The organism is Clostridium polyendosporum (genome assembly GCF_018332455.1).
GTDB classification, from domain to species: Bacteria; Bacillota; Clostridia; order Clostridiales; family Clostridiaceae; genus Clostridium_AY; species Clostridium_AY polyendosporum.
In genome coordinates this window covers 1-17,259 of record NZ_BOPZ01000032.1, presented here as the reverse complement: position 1 = coordinate 17,259, position 17,259 = coordinate 1, and the positions used below count along the sequence as shown (strand labels likewise).

Here is a 17,259-nt window from a genome sequence, read left to right as displayed (position 1 = left end):
AATGTAAATGTAAAGAGGCTGGCACCTCTTTACTTTATTTACATATACGTTGAACAGCAAATTTGCCACTTACCAAAGCACTTGGTAGTCCACCTGGAAGTAAGGTCCATTGACCAGCCATGTAAAAATTATTTAATCCCTTTAAAATGCCACTGTGAGAAATAAATTTTCCCTTTGGAGTAATGGCAAAAGACATCCAAGCACCTCTATATGCTCCGCAGTAGCGTTCATAGGTAACAGGTGTTGTTACATCTATAACCTCAAATTTCCCTAATAGTTCAGGAAAGCGCTCTACAATTCTAATCATAACTTCTTCTGCAACCTCTGCCTTTGCGGCTTTGTATTCTGATATATTCTCACGTTTTTTCTTCCAAAAGTCATAATCACAATTCGTAAGAACGCAATTTATAACAGACTTACCATTTGGAGCAAAATCTGGCTCATAACAATAATGTTTTATTCCTAAACTATCGATTACTTTCCCACCTATATCAAAAGGAGTTGTAGAGAAGCTTATACAATGAGGTATATGTGACAAATCCTCGTTAACACCAAGAGAAACCTGCACGCAATTAGGTATTGGATAATCTTCAGAGTTGGAGTACATAGTTTCAAACTTCTTATCTTTGTATTTGTTTTGCAGCAATTTACTTAATGTAACATCTGCATCGGTAGCAGAAATTATATAATCACCTTTTACTATCCTACCATCTAAAAGTTCAATACCTGTTGCCGTATTATTCTCAACAATTATTCTCCTTACCTTTGCTCCATAGGTAATCTTCCCACCTAAATCTTCAAATCTTTTTGACATTCTTTTTGACATAGCAAGAGATCCCCCTCTTGGCCATCCCCCATTATCAGCTGTGAATGTACTTAAGGTAAAAAATAAAGCTGTAGATGAATAGTAATCAATTATTGTAGAGCTTAACGCACCACGAATAAGTGAACTTTTAAATCGGCTTAAATATTCTTTTACGGTAATCTTGTTTAATTTGGACATAAGTGGGAGAACAGACTTCATACTCTTTATCATCTTAAAAAGGTCAAAAAAACTCATCATATCCTGAGGCTTATCTGCGGGCATATAACAGGTTTGAAATCTTTTAATGTAATTACAAAGTTCTTCAATTTGATTTTTATCTTCCGGTGAAATATCTAAAAGATGAGTGCGAAGCTTTTCAATATCACGATATATATATACCTTTTTTCCCTCTTTTTCATAACAAGTAAAATAATCATGATTATATATCTCTACGTTATCAAGAGCACCAACTTCACACCACATTTTATAAAGCTGTGTATCTTTTTTTGTACCTGTTAGCCAGTGTATACAGCTGTCAAAATGGTAACCACCCCTATTCCATCCCGTGCATTCTCCCCCAGGAATGGTGTGCATCTCATAAATTTCTGCATCAAAGCCTGCCTTTAATCCATATATACCTGCAGATAACCCCCCAATACCAGCTCCGACTATAATTATTTTCTTCATAATCTTACCCCTTTACTTTATTAATACTCTACAAAACTGCTTAGCTATCGGTGTCTTAAAAGCATCTCTATGAATTAAAATATTTGTGTAAACATATGTGTATCACATTAATAAAAGCTTACAGGTTCTAATGATTTACTTAGTACAATTTTACGTATTTCTTATCCTTCTTTAATTAAAGATAAACAACTTTAATTCTTAAACAATTCACATTAAATAAAATCTTACTTTGTGAAATTTGTAACAAATAACTTCGACATGTAATGCTTTTTCTAAAATTCTTAATTTAATATAAACTTGCATAGCATGAACTACAATTGAATTATGAAGTTGTATATTTATATCTAGCATAAAGTTCTTTATTATCTCGAATATCATCTCCAAATTTATCCATTTAACTCTTGTTTAATAATAACATTAATTTGAATAAGTTGTAAATTAATTGAAATAACTTCATCTTATTTTAATTTTGTATTACACCTTAACATCTTGTACGTCAAACTACACACTCCACCTGTTACCTGATAGCAACTATATCAGAAAACCCCGATTCCTTTTTCTGTATATTCTTATGTTTCCACATCCTCTAATATGTTACCGCACACAAAAGCCCTCAAGTGTATTTATTACATTGGAGGGCTTCTAACCATTCATATTCTGTGTTTTTCCTATATAATGCTTACTTTACTATTAATATTTTAATTATTTAAACTAATTTGCACCACTATAAGTTATAATAATAAATAGTTTATTTCACAAAATCCCGAAGCTTCAACGAATTTTGTAAAGTTGAAATAGCATATTTACTTTAAAATTTATAAGAAAGGAGCTTAATATGAACTTTAGTAAATTAAGCAATAGATCCAAAGGGATAATATTCATAATAATGTCAGCTTTCGGATTTGCTATGATGTCAGCATTTGTTAAACTATCAGGAGATTTACCATCTTTTCAAAAAACATTTTTTAGAAATATAGTATCCGTTGCCGTAGCTTTTACACTTATATTAAATCACAAAGGAATTTTTTTTGGGAAAAGAGAAAATCAAAAAATATTAATATTTAGATCTGTATTTGGAACATTAGGAATAATTTTTAATTATTATTCGATAGATAGATTGGTGCTATCAGATGCTAATATGTTAAATAAACTTAGCCCATTTTTTGTGATTATTTTTTCATGGCTATTTTTAAAAGAAAATATAAATTTAAAGCAAATTTTAGCAATAGTAGTTGCTTTTATAGGTGCATTATTTATAATTAAACCGTCTTTTAATTCCGAAATAATTCCAGCAATTATTGGAGTTTTAGGAGCGGTGACCGCAGCAGCAGCATATACCTGTGTTAGATCTTTAGGTAAAAAGGAAGCACCAGATACAATTGTATTTTATTTCTCCTTTTTCTCAAGTGTTGTTACATTGCCATTAATGTTACTATCTTATAAGCCTATGAATATAACGCAATTTACTTATTTAATTTTAGCAGGAGTTTTTGCAAGTCTCGGACAATTTGGAATAACTTTTGCTTATAAATATGCACCAGCTAAAGAAATATCAATATTTGATTATACAAATATAATTTTTTCAGCAATAATAAGTTTATTTTTATTTGGAATACTTCCAGACTATTTAAGTATTATAGGATATATTATTATATTTATTGCATCCTTATATATGTTCATATTTAATAAATAATTAAGACTATTAGTGAACTACTCCCACTTTAAAAGTGGGAGCTTTCTGTTTCAAAGACCTTGCGTATTGTTTATAATCATCTAATTTTATTTTAAATAAAAGTTCAACTGATAAATATTCAATGAAATTATCTGACATACGTTCTGTGTATGGCCAAATTTATCAAAGTGGTACCTCATCGTTTGTTACATAGCTTCTGTTATTTCCAAACCAATCATTTTGTTAAGATCTTCATTTTCAAATATAGATTTTATTACCATACTATCGTTTCTTATTTTACTAACGTTTTTCGTTAGTTGAGCTGCGCAGTCGTTTATTCACTCTCATACCTGGTACAGGCCTAATAAGATTTTAGTACTAAAAAATTTCTTCTCTATCTTTGCCATACACTCCACGTGTGTTTTGATAGAATGGTGATACTGATACGCATATATTATTGGAGCTAGCCCCCTCTAAAATTAAGGGGGTCATGAAGTCCTTTTGATTTATACTTTAACACAAATAGTATTGTATCTCATTTTGCATGCTTCAATCTGCTTGCATGAGGAACGTCTTATTTATAATCCTTAGGAGTACCCCAGTTCTCAAGCCGATTATAATACGGATTTGTTGAGTCAAAATGTATCCAGATCGGTACATTATCCAATTCGGGGTGTGCTATAAAGAATCTTCTATCCCCGTACCTAATAGCCTCTAATGCCAGTGGTAACTCACGCCTGAAAATAGCATTACGTATAGCCGGTCCAAACTGGCCATCTACATAAACATATACATACAGAAAGAGATATCCATCATAAGTTCGCCATTCAGCAAGTACTTCATCTCTCATTTTATTAATCTTGTCATATGCATACTCAAGACCTATTGTTAGAAATAGCTCGGCAGTTATGTCAGAATGTGTCAATGTATATTTTCGCTCTATTATTGGTTCAGTCGGCGTTACACCAGGTCTGAATTCCACATAAAGTTTTTCAGGATTTAGCCTTTCCATGTCACACCTCACTATTAATTCCTTTCATGCCTTTCAATACTATCCATTCTTATCTTTTGTATATAATCAGTAGCTAAACCTAAGCCTATAAGCATCTGCATAGAAAGCTTTATCAATGTATGAGAACCTCGATGAATATTAGAATTGTATTGACTATAATATTGGTTTATTGCATTCATTACTCACATAGGCTTCTAGGTAGTTGCTCTATTGTAATCACCTTATATCTTAAATTACTTTATTTCTTACAAAAAAAATCTATCTTTTAATCCATTGTATTCTATTAGAGTATTGAGGTGACTAACTTAAATAAGTACCAAGATTAATAAAGTTCAGCACAGTCCCTTTCCATAAACATACAATAATATAAAAGCTAAATTAGTTTGGAGAGCAATCCATGTTATATAATCCCTATTATAGCTTAGACCAAATGAATCCTATTATCGTCTCCTTGACAGGGGGGGATGTAAATGGTGACGGGATACCGGATAATGTCTATCTTACAGGTGTGAATACCATAGATAGTCCATTTATACAAAAGATTACTCTTGTAATTCAGGATGGTAGAACAGGTATAGTAAATTGTGTTCCTCTTGAATCTGACGCTGGATATAACCCCACCCTGTTTCTAGGAGATTTTACTGGAGATGGGGTTAAAGACATATTGATCAGTATTGTATCAGGAGGAAGTGGCGGAATTATGTACTACTACATCTATTCTGATGTAGGGAATATATCGAAATTATTATTTGACTATAATGTGTTTAATGAAGCTTATCAATATCAAGTTATTTACAAGGATTATTATAAGGTAGACGTAATAAACATTATAGAGGGTACTAAATACGTAATTGATATTTCCTATAAAGATCAGGACTACCTAAAGGAAATATACGATACAGAGGGTAAGCTTAAAGCCCCAATAGAAGGATTTGTAAGTCCATTAAGTGGTCTCTATCCTATTGATTTTAACTCTGATGGTGTGTATGAATTATTGACATATCAAAGGATTTCAGGTAGGTTTGCCGCTGATGCTTTAGGGTATGTTCAAACAATCTTAAAATGGAATAGCATAAAATTTGCTTTAGATAATCAATATGTAGCTATTTTTGGATCAGAAGTCTAATTTATAATCGGTCTTTAATCCCAAAGATTTTTTAGTATAATTATGAAAAATAATTACGGAATAGAAAAAGGGCTAAATTAATTATGCCCTTTTTCATATAACAGTTATTTTTAATTCTTACTTGACATCAGCTAGCTGGTCTAATGCTTCTATATCAGGTACCGCAAAATGTTCGGTAACGACAGGTTGATGGCGCAGGCAGTGTGGAGTAATCGGCCTGTTCTGGGGAGTGTGCGTAGGGCCTCGAAAGAACATCAAGAAGCCGCTCCATCACGCTGTAGTCTTCTTCTTTCACCGCCGCTTCTAGTGCCTCTTCTACCCGGTGGTTGCGAGGGATTATCGCAGGATTGCTGTTCCGCATCAACTGATGCGAGGAGGCTTTTGATTCCTGCTGCCTGCCTAGTCTCACCTGCCACAGCTCATGCCACTGAGCAAATTCGGTGGTGCCAAATAGGACCGTATCCTCCGGCTTATCAAAAGTTAATGCACGGAAGGTATTGGTATAGTCCGCATGATACTTCTGCATCATACTGAGGAGACTTTCAATAAGGGATTTATCCTGTGGCTCTTCATTAAATATTCCCAGTTTTGCTCTCATTCCCGCAAGCCAATTGGAGTGATACAATTCAGTAAAATCTGAAATCGCATCCTGAGCCAGTTTGACAGCCTGATCCTGGTTGACATGAAGCAGCGGCAATAGGGTTTCAGCAAATCTAGCGAGATTCCACGCAGCAATATGCGGCTGATTGCCATATGCATAGCGGCCATAAATGTCAATGGAACTGAATACCGTTGCCGGGTCATAGGCATCCATGAAGGCGCAAGGACCATAATCAATGGTTTCTCCACTTAGGGCCATGTTGTCGGTGTTCATCACCCCATGAATAAAGCCAACCAGTTGCCATTTAGCAATCAGCACGGCCTGACGCTTGATCACTTCCTGAAGTAGGAAAAGATAGCGGTTCTCATCAGTGTCAACGTCTGGAAAATGTCTTTGTAATGTGTAATCAGCCAGGGCCCTGAGATCTTCAACAGTGCCCCATTCTGAAGCGTATTGAAAGGTGCCGATGCGCAAATGACTGGTAGCCACGCGGGTCAGTATTGCACCAGGTTGCTCAGTTTCGCGGATTATTGACTCACCGGTTGTCACCACCGCTAGGCTGCGGGTGGTAGCAATACCAAGCGCATGCATTGCTTCGCTGATGATATATTCGCGCAGCATCGGTCCAAGTGCCGCTCGACCATCGCCCCGACGGGAGTATGGTGTTCTACCTGAACCCTTGAGCTGAATATCAACCCGTTCACCTGAGGGAGTGATCTGTTCACCAAGCAGCAGAGCACGACCGTCCCCTAACATGGTAAAGTGCCCGAATTGATGCGCTGCGTAAGCTTGAGCAAGAGGCAATGCGCCTTCAGGAATCTGATTGCCAGCAAGCACCGCTACGCCATCATTGCTTTGCAGCGCCTGGACGTTCAACCCAAGGGATGTTGCCAACGGATAATTGAGAATGATCAACTTCGGTGAGCGTACAGGGGTTGGGTTGAGTCTGGTAAAAAATGATTTCGGCAGACGAGCATAACTGTTGTCTAATTTCCATCCTGTTTCTATTATTGCTTTTGTCCCTGTCATCATATCTCCTTTTCTTCTATCTTTTTGTATTCTAGATTTTTTCTCTACATAAAACAAAAATCATAGTATTCTATGATATTTTTAGTTATCTACTTTCTATATCAACACAACGCAGCCCCTTTTAGTGTCTGCTTATGCTAGTTTATTATACCCTTCCACGCAAAGATGACGCCCTGTAAATCTTCCATATCCTTCAGGGAAATTTTGCAATTTATATTTTATTAGAAAAATACATGAAACTATATTAAAAGGATAATAATAAATGGAATACTATTATCACGCATACATCGCATACATAAATGTACTAAATCACGAGACTTCTCATAGATCTCTTACAATTGTGCTTTTGACAATGTTTTAAATAGCTCTAAAAGTTTCTTAACATCATACTCCTAACCTCTATTCAAACGTATGTTGGGATTACTTATAGCATAAAAAAAGAGTAGTGCAAAAATCAACACTACTCACTAACACAGCCTAGTATAAATAAAAGAGCTGCGAATTAGGCATAAAACCTAACCCACACCTTTTTATAAGTCTATTTTTTCTTTTGTTTTAATCTAATCTAGGGAGGTCTTTTTTATATACCTTGCATCCCTTTAGTTGTAGTTTTCCAATTACTACGCTCTCTAATCAACTCAGGTTTTATAAATTTACTATCATATAGTACTTCTGAGTGGTTATACATTATCAATTCTTCTTTTACCGTATTTCCGTTAGCTTTATCAACTACTTTTCTATATATTTTATTATTTCTATAATACTTTCCATTTTCTTCGTTGAAATATAAGTCTTTTTCTATTATATGATACGCCTTATCTTCTTGATTTAAAGCTCTTAGTTCTCCGCAAAGATGTGTGTCTGTAGTGTATGTTATTAATTGATATATATTTTCTGTATTATTTTTAAAGCAATAATCTAAATAATTATAAGATATAGATGTTCCTGTTCCAAAAGGGATTACTCTATTAAAGTCTGGAAATAAGTCAAATTGGTTGTGGTGATGATGTTCTATTATATCTAATGGACTGTGGAGAATCATCCAGTGTATAAGATTTGTGAACTGGCACATCCCTCCTCCAATCCCTTTGGAAGGTGATCCATTTTTTATAGTCATCCCCTCTAAGTACCCATTCTCTTCCGAACAATCTCCTACCGTTTTCCAAAAAGAAAATGTTTGTCCAGGTTTAATTAATATACCTGTAATTTTTGGTGCCGATAATTTAAGATTAGTGGCCTTGTTTTCTTGAAGTTGAATATCTACATTACCAAGTTTTCTTCTTATAAGGGAGTTATGAGAATATAAAAGTACTGGTAACTTTTCTTCACTTCTTTCTGATGCATATTTGTTATTGTCTAATATCCATTTAGCATATCTTTTGAACCTTTCTTTTTTTACGGATATTTTGTAGGATAAAGGACTTATCTCACAAAATAATTTTCTTTCCATCCATTTTTCCCCCTATTAAACAAAATATTTTAGTGTTAATGAAGATATTTAAATTACTTTGCATAAACCAACTTAAATATCTTCATTACTTTAGATTTTTTTCATTTTTAAGTTAGCTATTGTTTAATGTAGCAAAACTTGTTTTCCAGACAATTGTATTATCAAATATTTGTCGTATTATAATTATATTATTTACTTTTATTACAATCAAAGGAAGTTTATCTATGTATTTACAGATTATCTACTATAATCTATATTAGGAAACGTTTAACTACACCAACGCTTATACACAACCTATAATTGGAAAAATAAAAGGAATTAATGAGTATAATAGATGTTTATTGGTGGCTTTCCAAAGTGGAAACACACCAGAAGATATTAAGGCAGAAAAGGAACATGTAATTTAATACACTGTATTCTAGTTACTAACTTAAAGAAATCACGTATGAGATAAAAGATTTGTTATTTAACATGGAATATTTTGTGGTATCATAATGTTAAGGATGCTGTACCGGTGCGCAAAGAATAGGTAATTCTGATCACGCTTCAAATATCTCAGCTACAGCAATTGCTGATGGATTAAAACTGAATGCTGTATAATTATCTATTTGTATAAAGCAGATGGGAAAGAAAATTAATGTAGTTATTTTGAATGGAGGATATATATGAACGAAACATTTGATTTCAAGGTTGTTGATAGTATTATTGATAAGCTTGGATATAAGGAAAGTGCAATTATTGCTATATTGCAGAGTATACAGGAGCATTATAGTTACCTGCCTAAAGAGACTTTTCCATATCTCTCAAAAAAACTTAACATCAGTGAAGCTAATATCTATAGTGTAGCCACATTTTATAAGAACTTTTCACTGGAACCAAAAGGTAAGTATGTTATAAAAGTTTGTGACGGTACTGCCTGCTATGTTAAAAAATCAATTCCTATACTTGATAGACTACGTAAAGAATTAGGTCTATCGGAATCAAAAGCTACAACCGATGATCTAATCTTTACTGTAGAAACTGTATCCTGTCTTGGTGCATGTGGACTAGCTCCCGTATTGACCGTAAATGATAAGGTATATCCTGACATGACACCAAATAAGGCCGCTGAACTTTTGAAAGAACTGAAAGATGAACAGTAATTTGCAGGAAGGATTCTGTTCCTAAAACTTAATCACTAACAACTCCATAAATGGAAATAGAGATCTGCTAGGCAGACCTCTATTTGTGGTGCAATTAACAATTTAAACTTATAATTTCTGCTTCAATTCTGACATTATATTTATTAGATATTCATCTTCATCAAATACAGAAGTTCCTTTAAGATCAGCTTCAGTAACTCTATCACTATACGGAATAGTATATATAATAGGTATACTTAATTTATCCTGAATAATTTTTTTCTCTCTTGCATTCTTCACTTTATTTAAAACAGCTACATTATTTTTTATTCCTATATCCTTAGCTAATCTACTTATTCTTTCTGCCGTTTCAACTGAACGCAGATTCGGTTCTACAACTGTTATTAAAACATCTATATTTTTTGTAGTCCCTCTTCCTAAATGTTCAATTCCCGCTTCCATATCCATTATCAGGGTATGATCACATTTGTTTAAGTAATGTTCCAGTAACTTTTTTACAAGTGCATTCTCGGGACAAAAACATCCGCCCCCTCCTTGCTTAATAGATCCAGCTACCAATAACCGCACGCCGTCATTACATTCGATTCCAAATCTATCTAAAATATCATCTACTGTAAAATTCAATTTAAACATTTGACCATATCCGCTTCCCGGTTTTACTCCTGTCTTTTCTGCTATCAAATCATCCATCTCTGACAATGGTGTGATATTAGAAGCTTGTCCCCCTCCTAACACAGTTATCAGATTTGGAGAAGAGTCGGTATCTAAAGCAATTACTTTTTCTCCTTCTCGAGAAAATATTCTAGCAAGTCCAGCAGAAATAGTAGTTTTACCTACTCCACCTTTTCCTGAAACAGCTATCTTCATTGTTTCACCCCCAAAAATTTCTTTATCTCCTTAATTTTTTTACAAGTTTCACATAGATCGAAGTACCCTTCTGGAAAGCTTGGAAAATCCTCTTTTAATTTTCCAATCATTTTTTCAGTACTAAAAAATTTTCCACATTCCTGACATTCCTTGAGCTTAAGTTTTGTATTAAAATATTGAATATATCTAGTCGAACCTTCATCTTTAACTTTTATAGTTCCAGTAGGACAAATTTCAGCACAAGCCCCACACCCTATGCAAACATCAGAATCAATAGAAAAAGGAGTGCCAACCTTAGTATCATGACCTCTTCCTACAAAACTTATCGCTTCAATCCCTACTTTTTCCTTACATACTCTAACACATCTACCACAATATAACAAACAATCATAGTCCTTGCTTTCAAATCTGCTTTTTGTAACTCCTAGTTTCTCAAATCTTTCTTTCAATTCTTTTGAGCCTGACGTTCGAGCCAGCAACAGTTCAGCTATTAATTTTCTTTTTTCCACTAGTTCTTCAGTTGCTGTTTTGATTATCATACCATCTTCTACATATCTAGTACAAGAAGCATCTAGTACTTTATTCCCATTCTTCTCTATCTCGACGATACATAATCTACAAGCACCGTAAGGTTCTAAACCATCATGATGGCATAAAGTTGGAATCTCAATATTCAACTCTATTGCCAATTCAAGAATAGTTTTTTCTTCCTGTACTTCAGCTTCTTGACCATCAATAGTTACTTTCATTGTATCACTCCTGCCCCATCTCTACTCTATTCTCACCTTGTTGAAAAGCAGTTAAAAATCTTTGTGCTGCTTCTTCTTTTTTCTTATTAGATAACTCTTCTAAAGTTATCAGCTTCAAGGCCTTTGTAGGACATCCTTTCACACATGCTGGCTCTTTTCCTTCTTCTAGCCTCTCTATACAGAAATCACATTTGATTACAATATTGTCTGCTTTACTTCTCTTTAATACTCCAAATGGGCAAACTTGAACACACATATTACATCCTATACATTTATTCTTCTTTATCACAACTGGAGCTTCATCATTTTTTCTACCTATAGCAGCTGTAGGGCAGACATTTTCACAAGGAGCATCGTCACAGTGCCGACATTGCCAGGGAATATTCCTTCCATTTACAGATTCTACACTCATCCTATATTGGGGTAGGGGATCCTCCTGAATAGCTCCAAATAAATCCTTAGAATTAGAATGTTCAATAGCACATTCCAACTCACAGGTATGACAGCCTAAACATTTATGTAGATCAATATCTATTATCTTTTTCATATTTATCCCCTCTTTCCTAACAGTTGTGCCCGCTTGCTTTCAATATGCCTAAGCATTAGGCCTGCTATTTTATGAGGATTACTTTCCACAGCAAATTTACCTCCAGTCACTTCTTCTACATCTTCAGTTAATAACTTAACTACCTCACTACTTCCCAAAATAGGAGGTGTAGTTCCTAAAACAGTAAAGACTCCCGAAGCTATAAAATAAGTACCTATAGATACTGCCTTTTCACTCATCCATTCAGGAGCTGCCCCTGCAACAGGTAAGTCAGAAGTCTTAACACCTAAAGCTTCTGCTATTGCTGATATAGCAACAAGAATTCTGGTATTATCTACACAGCTTCCCATGTGTAAACAAGGAGGAATACCAAGCTGTTCACAAACTGCCTTCAGACCATCTCCAGCTAATTTAGCACCTTCTACTTTAAAAAGACCAGCTTTCATAGCAGCAATTGACCAGCAACCTGTTCCCACTACCAAGATATCATTAGCAATTAATTCTTTAGCAACTTCAATATGTCCTTTATCATGTTCTAATTTAGGATTATTACATCCTACTATACCTGCTATCCCTTTGATTGTACCTTCTTTAATTGCATCAAGAAGTGGATTTAAGGAACCACCTAAGGCTTCTACTATTGATTCAACAGAAAAGCCTACAATCCCATCCATCTTTTCTGAAGGTATTTTAATCTTATCTTTTGCTCTGGCAGGGTAATTCTCAATGGCTCTTTTAATAATTTTCCTAGCAATTTCATCTGCCTGTTGTGGATAGAACTCAATATGTTCTGCTCCTGGTATCTTTGCTTTTTCAGAAGTAGTAATCACTTTAGTATGATAACAATCAGCTACATCTACCAGCGAAGGCATAATACATTGGTAATCTACTACCATAGCATCTACAGCACCGGTAGTTATTGCTAATTCTTGTTGTAGAAAGTTACCAGCTGTTGGTATCCCATGTCTCATTGTAATTTCATTTCCTGTACAGCACATACCAGCTACCACAATTCCTGCTGCTCCTTTGCTTTTAGCCAATTCTATCATGTCTTCATCTTCAGCAGCTTCAACAATTTTTTCAGACAAGATTGGAACATGGCCATGAACAATTACATTTACCTTGTCTTCTTCTAACACACCTAAGTTAGCGGTAGATTCAACAGGATAAGGAGTACCAAACATCACATCTGAAAATTCACTACCAATTAAGGAACCACCCCAACCATCTCCAAGAGCTGTTCTAATTCCCTGTAGACTTAAGCTAATAGGATCAGCATCAACTCCCATATTTGTGCGGTGCATACTTTCTGTAATTTCCCTATCTATATTTCTAGGAGCAACATTTATATTCTTCCAAAGCTCCTTTAAACTTTCAGGTGCATAAGCATTGGCAAATGCAAGCATCTTTTCATCCTGTTTTCCAAAATCTAAAAGAGCTATTCTAGCAACATCTTCAGCAATTTCTTTAATTTCTCTATGTATATCAATTCCTAATTTAGACGCTATTGCTTTTAACTTAGCTTGATCCTTTATCTCATACCCTGGTAATTCTCCTTCAACCATCTCTTTAAAGACCAATGCTACCTCTCTACCATGATCGCCATGGGCAGCCGCTCCAGCCGCAATCATTCTAACTAAGTTTCTAGAAACTATTGTACCAGCTGTCGCACCACAGACCCCCTTCGAAGGTCCTTCTCCAAAGGGATCGATTCTACATGGACCCATATTACAATTCCTACAACATAAACCAAGTTGACCAAAACCACACTGAGGCTGTTGTGCTTCAAGTCTATCCCAAATAGTCTCCACTCCATCAGAATGTGCTTTTTTAATTCCTTCCTCTGTTGCTTTATCATATGACTTTTTCTCACTCAAAATCTTTACACTCCCCTCTTTTATATAAATTATCAATACTTAAAATAGATCTTAGTATTTTTTATTCTTTAACTATCGCATCAAAAGGACAAACTTCAATACAAGCTCCACACTTAATACATTTATCTTTATCTATAATATGCTGCTTTTTAACTTGTCCACTGATAGCACCTGCAGGACATTCCTTTACACATTTAGTACATCCTCTACAATCATCAGCAATATAGTATTCTAATAATGACTGACATACCCCAGATGGACATTTTTTATCTTTTACATGAGCTTCATATTCAGCTCTAAAATAATTTAATGTTGACAATACAGGATTAGGTGCAGCTTGTCCTAAGCCACATAAGGCAGTATCTTTTATCATTTTTCCCAAAGTCTCTAATTGCTCTAAATCTTCAACTTTAGCCTTACCTTCTGTAATCTTTTCTAATATCTCTAACATTCTTTTAGTACCTTCACTGCAGGGAGCACACTTACCACAAGACTCCCCTACTATAAAGTTTAAAAAGAACCGAGCTATATCTACCATACAGTTATCTTCATCCATCACAACCAATCCACCAGAACCCATCATAGCTCCCACTTCCAATAATGAGTCATAATCAACTGGTAAATCTAACTTATCTTCCGGCAGGCAACCTCCAGAAGGACCACCAATCTGGACTGCTTTAAAGTCTCTGCCATTAGGAACTCCCCCACCTATATCATAAATAATTTCTTTCATTGAAATTCCCATTGGTACTTCCACTAAACCAGTATTTTTAATCTTACCTGTCAAAGAAAAGACCTTAGTTCCTCTGCTGCCTTCAGTGCCTATTTTACTAAAGACTTTGGCCCCATTATTGATAATCCCTGCAATATTAGCATAGGTTTCTACATTATTAATGTTTGTGGGCTGACCCCATAATCCTTTCTGAGCTGGAAATGGTGGTCTAGCTCTAGGCATCCCCCGTTTTCCTTCAATAGATGCTATCAAAGCCGTCTCTTCACCACAGACAAAAGCTCCAGCACCGGCTTTAATCTCTATATCAAAATTAAACTCTGTACCAAATAATTCTTTTCCCAAAAAACCATACTCTCGTGCTTGAACAATAGCCTTTTCTAAGCGTTTAATAGCTAGTGGATACTCGGCTCTAACATAAATATATCCTTCATCAGAACCAATAGCATAAGCAGCAATAATCATCCCTTCAAGAACCTTATGGGGATCTCCTACCAGTATACTTTCATCCATAAAAGCACCTGGATCACCTTCATCAGCATTGCAAATAACATATTTTTTGCTCCCTTTACTGTCTCGAGCAAACTGCCACTTAAGTCCAGTTGGAAATCCTCCTCCTCCTCGTCCCCGAAGACCAGATTGCTTAACTTCATCAATTACTTCCTGTGGCTTCATTTCAGTTAAAGCTTTTCCTAATGCTTGATAGCCACCTCTTGCTAGATAATCTTTAATATTTTCTGGATTGATTTCGCCACAATTATTCAATACAAGTTTCTGCTGTTTGCTATAAAAATCAATATCATCATAAGAGAAAATATTTTCTCCACTAACCGGATCTTGATATAATAATCTTTCTACTATTTCCCCTTGTAAAAACTGTTTCTCTACTAACTCTTTTACATCTTCAGCACTTACTTCACAATAAAATATTCTTTCTGGATAGACAATTACAATTGGTCCTTTTTCACAAAAGCCATGACAACCTGTTTCTACTATCTTAACTTCACTTTCTAAATTGTTATTAATAAGTTCTTCTTTCAATGCATCTCGAACTTCTCTGCATCCGGAGGAAATACAACCTGTTCCTCCACAGACTAGAATTCTTTTTTCTAATTCTTCTAAATCTTCTTGAAAATCTTTCTGCAACTTTTTTAACGCTTCCAATGATTTCAAACTATTCACCTCCACAATATAGTTAGGAGATTAAACTCTATGCCACTAGACTTTCAAAGTACCTATGGTAGGATGTTATTATACTTTTTTCTAAAATAATATACTCGGTATAAACTATGTATCACCCTAAGTGTTCTTCCCAAATATAAAACATGCCTAAAGTTATTACTTATTTTCAACAAATTGTATGTTAATGCCATCAGGATCTTTTACATAGAAATATTTGATTTTTTCATTTGGCTGAATCGGCCCTTTGTGAACTTCAAGTCCTTTTTCTTTTATTAACTTTATCTTCTCTTCTATCGACTCTACCTCAAATCCAAATGAAATGCTCTCACATTCACTGAATGCCCTGAAATTAGGATCACTAATAAGTTCCAACTTAGTTTCTCCATCCCCTAAAAAAGAAATATCTTTTCCAGACTGGGAGGTGTATCTTTTATTAAGAGAAAGCCCTACAGCTTCCCTGTAAAAATTCAACGACTCTTCCATGTTCCTTACTCTGATTGTACACCAACAAAACTTCATATTCGCACTCCTTTCTATGAATTTCCCATCCTGTATATTCATTTTTTCAAGTTCATTCTTGTTCTTTTCTTTAACCTTAGCTCTACATTATAAATAAATTACATAGTTTATAATTGCTGGATAGGATTAGGAATATTATACTACATTTCAATATTTGCTTAAAATCCTCTGAAGTCTTTGATATCCGACTATTTCTTCTCTATCTTAACCACCGTCTCCACATATGTTATGATAGAAAAATGATACAGAATTTTCTCTATAGTAGAGAAAGCTCTGTATCATCATTGATTATAAGAGGATTTTGTATTCTATTTTAAGTTAACTATTGTTTAATTATACAATTTTTTCAGTGGCAATTGCCGTTTGAGTGTTTATTAATGTAGCAAAACTTGTTTTCCAGACAATTGTATTATTAAAATATTTCTCGTATTATAATTATATTATTCACATTAATTACAATCAAAGTAAGTTTATCTATGAATTTACGAATTATCTGTTATAACCTATATAAGGAAACGTTTAACGACACCAAAACCTATACACAACCTATAATTGGAAAAATAAAAGGATTATTACTTATCTCTTCTAGTCCGAAAATCTATACTTTTCTAGATAAAACAAAAAAAGCCTCACAGCTACGCTGTGAAGCTTTTTACCTGGCAACCTCCTACTCTCCCACACAGTCGCCCGTGCAGTACCATCGGCCTCTTAGAGCTTAACCATCGTGTTCGGTATGGGAACGGGTGTATCCTCTAAAAGCATCATCACCAGATTAAAATTACATTTATTTATTATATTGGCACTATTGCATCAATACTTCTTTTATAAAATGGCTCCGCGGAGAGGGCTCGAACCTCCAACCTATCGGTTAACAGCCGAGTGCTCCACCATTGAGCTACCGCGGAACATTATGTCCTTTGATTTTCAAAGGATACCTGGCAACCTCCTACTCTCCCACACAGTCGCCCATGCAGTACCATCGGCCTCTTAGAGCTTAACCATCGTGTTCGATATGGGAACGGGTATATCCTCTAAAAGCATCATCACCAGATTGTTGATGAAATTTTATTCCATCAAAATTGCACATAAATTTTAGCCTTTTTTATTGGTCAAGCCCTCGACCTATTAGTATCAGTCAGCTCAACATGTTGCCATGCTTACACCTCTGACCTATCAACCTTGTGTTCTTCAAGGGGTCTTACTAGCTTATGCTATGGGAAATCTAATCTTGAGGTGGGCTTCACGCTTAGATGCTTTCAGCGTT

General features: G+C 34.9%; 14 protein-coding genes, 1 tRNA gene and 3 rRNA genes. 3 read left to right on the top strand and 15 right to left on the bottom strand.

The features are described 5' to 3' along the window. Positions 1 to 34: 34 nt before the first annotated feature. The gene (locus CPJCM30710_RS14875) at positions 35 to 1,492 is read right to left on the bottom strand and encodes a phytoene desaturase family protein (protein WP_212904956.1); all 1,458 of its coding nucleotides are present in this window, start codon (positions 1,490 to 1,492) and stop codon (positions 35 to 37) included. 835 nt (positions 1,493 to 2,327) lie between these two features. Here CPJCM30710_RS14875 and CPJCM30710_RS14870 point away from each other — a divergent pair. After that, on the top strand, positions 2,328 to 3,185 hold the full coding sequence (locus CPJCM30710_RS14870; RefSeq protein WP_212904955.1) for a DMT family transporter: 858 nt from the start codon (positions 2,328 to 2,330) through the stop codon (positions 3,183 to 3,185). A gap of 553 nt (positions 3,186 to 3,738) precedes the next feature. Here CPJCM30710_RS14870 and CPJCM30710_RS14865 read toward each other — a convergent pair. Then, positions 3,739 to 4,176 (bottom strand): staygreen family protein, encoded by a 438-nt coding sequence (locus CPJCM30710_RS14865; protein WP_212904954.1) that lies wholly within the window; start codon positions 4,174 to 4,176, stop codon positions 3,739 to 3,741. A gap of 14 nt (positions 4,177 to 4,190) precedes the next feature. Next, positions 4,191 to 4,355 carry a hypothetical protein gene (locus CPJCM30710_RS14860; RefSeq protein WP_212904953.1) on the bottom strand — a complete coding sequence of 55 codons (165 nt, stop codon included), beginning with the start codon at positions 4,353 to 4,355 and terminating at the stop codon, positions 4,191 to 4,193. Between the two features lie 218 nt (positions 4,356 to 4,573). On the opposite strand from CPJCM30710_RS14860, the gene CPJCM30710_RS14855 reads away from it, so the two are divergent. Beyond that, a complete protein-coding gene (locus CPJCM30710_RS14855) occupies positions 4,574 to 5,302 on the top strand; it encodes a VCBS repeat-containing protein (RefSeq protein WP_212904952.1) in 729 nt (242 codons plus the stop codon). A gap of 154 nt (positions 5,303 to 5,456) precedes the next feature. Here CPJCM30710_RS14855 and CPJCM30710_RS14850 read toward each other — a convergent pair whose 3' ends face one another. Continuing rightward, positions 5,457 to 6,932, bottom strand: a complete 1,476-nt coding sequence (locus CPJCM30710_RS14850) for a protein adenylyltransferase SelO (protein ID WP_212904951.1) — start codon at positions 6,930 to 6,932, stop codon at positions 5,457 to 5,459. A 580-nt stretch (positions 6,933 to 7,512) separates the two neighbouring features. Then, entirely contained in the window at positions 7,513 to 8,382 is an 870-nt protein-coding gene (locus CPJCM30710_RS14845) for a VanW family protein (RefSeq protein WP_212904950.1), read from the bottom strand. A 665-nt stretch (positions 8,383 to 9,047) separates the two neighbouring features. Here CPJCM30710_RS14845 and CPJCM30710_RS14840 point away from each other — a divergent pair. Then, positions 9,048 to 9,524, top strand: a complete 477-nt coding sequence (locus CPJCM30710_RS14840; protein WP_212904949.1) for an NADH-quinone oxidoreductase subunit NuoE family protein — start codon at positions 9,048 to 9,050, stop codon at positions 9,522 to 9,524. 108 nt (positions 9,525 to 9,632) lie between these two features. Here CPJCM30710_RS14840 and CPJCM30710_RS14835 read toward each other — a convergent pair whose 3' ends face one another. The 10 genes from CPJCM30710_RS14835 to CPJCM30710_RS14790 all read right to left on the bottom strand — a co-directional run. Continuing rightward, entirely contained in the window at positions 9,633 to 10,391 is a 759-nt protein-coding gene (locus tag CPJCM30710_RS14835; RefSeq protein ID WP_212904948.1) for an ATP-binding protein, read from the bottom strand. Next, the gene (locus CPJCM30710_RS14830; protein ID WP_212904947.1) at positions 10,388 to 11,140 is read right to left on the bottom strand and encodes a 2Fe-2S iron-sulfur cluster-binding protein; all 753 of its coding nucleotides are present in this window, start codon (positions 11,138 to 11,140) and stop codon (positions 10,388 to 10,390) included. The genes CPJCM30710_RS14835 and CPJCM30710_RS14830 overlap by 4 nt, the downstream gene beginning before the upstream one ends. 4 nt (positions 11,141 to 11,144) lie before the next feature. Then, positions 11,145 to 11,687, bottom strand: a complete 543-nt coding sequence (locus CPJCM30710_RS14825) for a 4Fe-4S dicluster domain-containing protein (RefSeq protein WP_212904946.1) — start codon at positions 11,685 to 11,687, stop codon at positions 11,145 to 11,147. 2 nt (positions 11,688 to 11,689) lie between these two features. Then, a complete protein-coding gene (gene cooS, locus CPJCM30710_RS14820; RefSeq protein WP_212904945.1) occupies positions 11,690 to 13,564 on the bottom strand; it encodes an anaerobic carbon-monoxide dehydrogenase catalytic subunit in 1,875 nt (624 codons plus the stop codon). Between the two features lie 61 nt (positions 13,565 to 13,625). After that, positions 13,626 to 15,485, bottom strand: coding sequence for an NADH-quinone oxidoreductase subunit NuoF (gene nuoF, locus CPJCM30710_RS14815; protein ID WP_407645001.1), 1,860 nt, complete (start codon positions 15,483 to 15,485; stop codon positions 13,626 to 13,628). 147 nt (positions 15,486 to 15,632) lie between these two features. Continuing rightward, the gene (locus CPJCM30710_RS14810; RefSeq protein ID WP_212904943.1) at positions 15,633 to 15,995 is read right to left on the bottom strand and encodes a VOC family protein; all 363 of its coding nucleotides are present in this window, start codon (positions 15,993 to 15,995) and stop codon (positions 15,633 to 15,635) included. A gap of 654 nt (positions 15,996 to 16,649) precedes the next feature. Continuing rightward, positions 16,650 to 16,767, bottom strand: a 5S ribosomal RNA gene (rrf, locus tag CPJCM30710_RS14805). A gap of 58 nt (positions 16,768 to 16,825) precedes the next feature. After that, positions 16,826 to 16,900 (bottom strand) — tRNA-Asn (locus CPJCM30710_RS14800). 28 nt (positions 16,901 to 16,928) lie between these two features. Continuing rightward, positions 16,929 to 17,046 (bottom strand): 5S ribosomal RNA (gene rrf, locus CPJCM30710_RS14795). 54 nt (positions 17,047 to 17,100) lie between these two features. Beyond that, a 23S ribosomal RNA gene (locus tag CPJCM30710_RS14790) occupies positions 17,101 to 17,259 on the bottom strand; the annotation flags it as partial.

Excerpts from the sequence above, each read along its gene's own strand:
- CPJCM30710_RS14875 (WP_212904956.1), bottom strand. The coding sequence starts at position 1,492 with ATGAAGAAAATAATTATAGTCGGAGCTGGTATTGGGGGGTTATCTGCA.
- CPJCM30710_RS14870 (WP_212904955.1), top strand. The coding sequence starts at position 2,328 with ATGAACTTTAGTAAATTAAGCAATAGATCCAAAGGGATAATATTCATA.
- CPJCM30710_RS14865 (WP_212904954.1), bottom strand. The coding sequence starts at position 4,176 with ATGGAAAGGCTAAATCCTGAAAAACTTTATGTGGAATTCAGACCTGGT.
- CPJCM30710_RS14860 (WP_212904953.1), bottom strand. The coding sequence starts at position 4,355 with ATGAATGCAATAAACCAATATTATAGTCAATACAATTCTAATATTCAT.
- CPJCM30710_RS14855 (WP_212904952.1), top strand. The coding sequence starts at position 4,574 with ATGTTATATAATCCCTATTATAGCTTAGACCAAATGAATCCTATTATC.
- CPJCM30710_RS14850 (WP_212904951.1), bottom strand. The coding sequence starts at position 6,932 with ATGACAGGGACAAAAGCAATAATAGAAACAGGATGGAAATTAGACAAC.
- CPJCM30710_RS14845 (WP_212904950.1), bottom strand. The coding sequence starts at position 8,382 with ATGGAAAGAAAATTATTTTGTGAGATAAGTCCTTTATCCTACAAAATA.
- CPJCM30710_RS14840 (WP_212904949.1), top strand. The coding sequence starts at position 9,048 with ATGAACGAAACATTTGATTTCAAGGTTGTTGATAGTATTATTGATAAG.
- CPJCM30710_RS14835 (WP_212904948.1), bottom strand. The coding sequence starts at position 10,391 with ATGAAGATAGCTGTTTCAGGAAAAGGTGGAGTAGGTAAAACTACTATT.
- CPJCM30710_RS14830 (WP_212904947.1), bottom strand. The coding sequence starts at position 11,140 with ATGAAAGTAACTATTGATGGTCAAGAAGCTGAAGTACAGGAAGAAAAA.
- CPJCM30710_RS14825 (WP_212904946.1), bottom strand. The coding sequence starts at position 11,687 with ATGAAAAAGATAATAGATATTGATCTACATAAATGTTTAGGCTGTCAT.
- CPJCM30710_RS14810 (WP_212904943.1), bottom strand. The coding sequence starts at position 15,995 with ATGAAGTTTTGTTGGTGTACAATCAGAGTAAGGAACATGGAAGAGTCG.